Origin of the sequence: Miniimonas arenae, from assembly GCF_006351005.1 — a bacterium.
GTDB lineage: Bacteria > Actinomycetota > Actinomycetes > Actinomycetales > Beutenbergiaceae > Miniimonas > Miniimonas arenae.
Window position 1 is genome coordinate 1 of record NZ_VENP01000113.1, and the last position, 1,834, is coordinate 1,834.

The following is a 1,834-nucleotide window of genomic DNA, read 5'->3' on the forward strand; positions in this document are numbered from 1 at the left end:
CGCTACCCGCCGAATACTTAGTGCCGTCCCCGACAACACCCAGCACACGAACCCGCAGGTCACAGCCCTACAACCCGACTCAGCCAACCACACTGGGCGAAGTCGGGTCTACCCCTGCTGCACGTGCGGCGCGACCTGGTGCAGGCTGCCCGGACTGGGCGCACACCGGGCAAGACGTCAGGAGGAGTGCCGGTTCGGGGTACCAGGGGTGCTCCTGTTGCGTCAGAGATCCGGAAGCCCCATGCTCGCTGGTCACGGGAGCGCCCGGCTCTCACGACCCGTCATCCGCACCTGACCAGTCCGGAGTCTTCGCCACGGCTGAGGCCGGGCGATCACGATGATCGCGGAGTTCTCATCCCCCGGCCTGCTCTAGTCGAGGTCCTCTGCCGGGTTCAGCTCCTCCGGGAGGTTGTCACCACTTTCCGAGTTTGCTCGCGTGTAGGCAGAGTCTTCCGCTTGGGGCGCGCTGCGCGCGAGATCGGAGCTTGCTTCGTAGATTCCGGCTTCTACGCCCACAATGTCGAAGGTGCCGGCGCGAGGGTTGTCGGCCTTGTAGCCGTTCTCCTCGTCTGATGCTCTCACCAGAAACAGCAGGTAATGCTGGCCCGGCTCTAGAATGGGGGCGAGTGACGCTGTGTCGGCTGTTCCATACTGGTAGATACGGACTTCTTCCCCAGGCGCGAGAGGGGTGAGCGCCCACTCTATTCCCGATCCCAGGTTCTGTGGCTCATAGACGGAGTCTACGGAGGCGGTCACAATGGTGTCTTTGATTTCGTCACCGACCTCTTCGCGCGCGGTAACGTGAACAGTGGCGACACTCGTTGAGGCAGCGACGAGCTCGTCAATGCTCTGATAGAACTCGGCGCGATCTCCGGTGATGCCGTACTCCACAGTGGGAGATGCGCACGCGGTTAGGAGTAGTGAGACGCTTATTGAACCAACAGCAGCGGTCCCGAAGTTCCTCATGGTTGTCAACCCCTTAGTAGCGAGCATTGATTCCGTTGCGGTCATCTGTCTGGGGGGTGTATATTCCATACGCGTCGTACTGGACGTTCGTACCACTGCCGGTCATGATGGCGATGCTGGTGGTATGACCGAGGCCCAGGCAGTGTCCGAACTCATGGGTCCAAACCGCCCGGATTTTGTTTACGGCCCAACTGGCGACGTTGGAGCGGTTTACCGATGCGTAGCAGCCGGTGAAGTAGCCGTTCGAGGTAGTCCACTGCGCTTTGCCGTTTAGACCATCAGTCGCGCTGTAGTAGGTGACGGCAGTTAGTGATGCGACGGTACTCTTGGTCAGAGTAACGTCAGTGTTCGGGTTCCATGAACTCGCGGCCGGACCGAGCGCTGAGCCAACGTTCCCACTGAAGTCGCCCCCACCTTCGGCCCATGAGATATTGGTGCCCTGCCACCGGGCGCCGTGGTGGGTATAGGCCAGAGCTGAAGGCAGGAGCACTGGAGCCATGACTAGAGCCAGACTCAATGCCACAACAAGGGGCAGTTTGCCCCTTCTGTGACGTGTGGTCGAGGCAGTATTCATAGGGGCTCACACTCCTCCGAGTGGCTGCGGCGACGGCTGTGTCTAATTGCGCAAGATAGCGACCTGCGGTGGTGTGGTCAAGACGCAGCGGGTCTCCGTCCGCGGGCTCTTCGCCGTTGGGTGGGGATCATGGTGTGACCCGACTTCCACAGGTGTGGGTGGTGTTGGGGGTGTTCGTGCTGGTCAGGGCTCGATCGGGTGGACCCTGCCCTGGGCCGAGATGGGCGAGATCTACGACACCGTGACGACCGGTGGCGGGTGGAGCCCGGCATTGACCGCGACCGGTGAGGTCAA

Annotated in this window: 2 protein-coding genes; both read right to left on the bottom strand. The window is 61.6% G+C overall.

All coding sequences use genetic code 11. From position 1 onward, the window contains the following. Window positions 1-369: 369 nt before the first annotated feature. Complete coding sequence (locus FH969_RS14795) at window positions 370-966, bottom strand: hypothetical protein (RefSeq protein WP_139987958.1); 597 nt, start codon at window positions 964-966, stop codon at window positions 370-372. 13 nt (window positions 967-979) lie between these two features. Next, entirely contained in the window at window positions 980-1,540 is a 561-nt protein-coding gene (locus tag FH969_RS16190) for a matrixin family metalloprotease (RefSeq protein ID WP_108719425.1), read from the bottom strand. Between the last annotated feature and the right edge of the window lie 294 nt (window positions 1,541-1,834).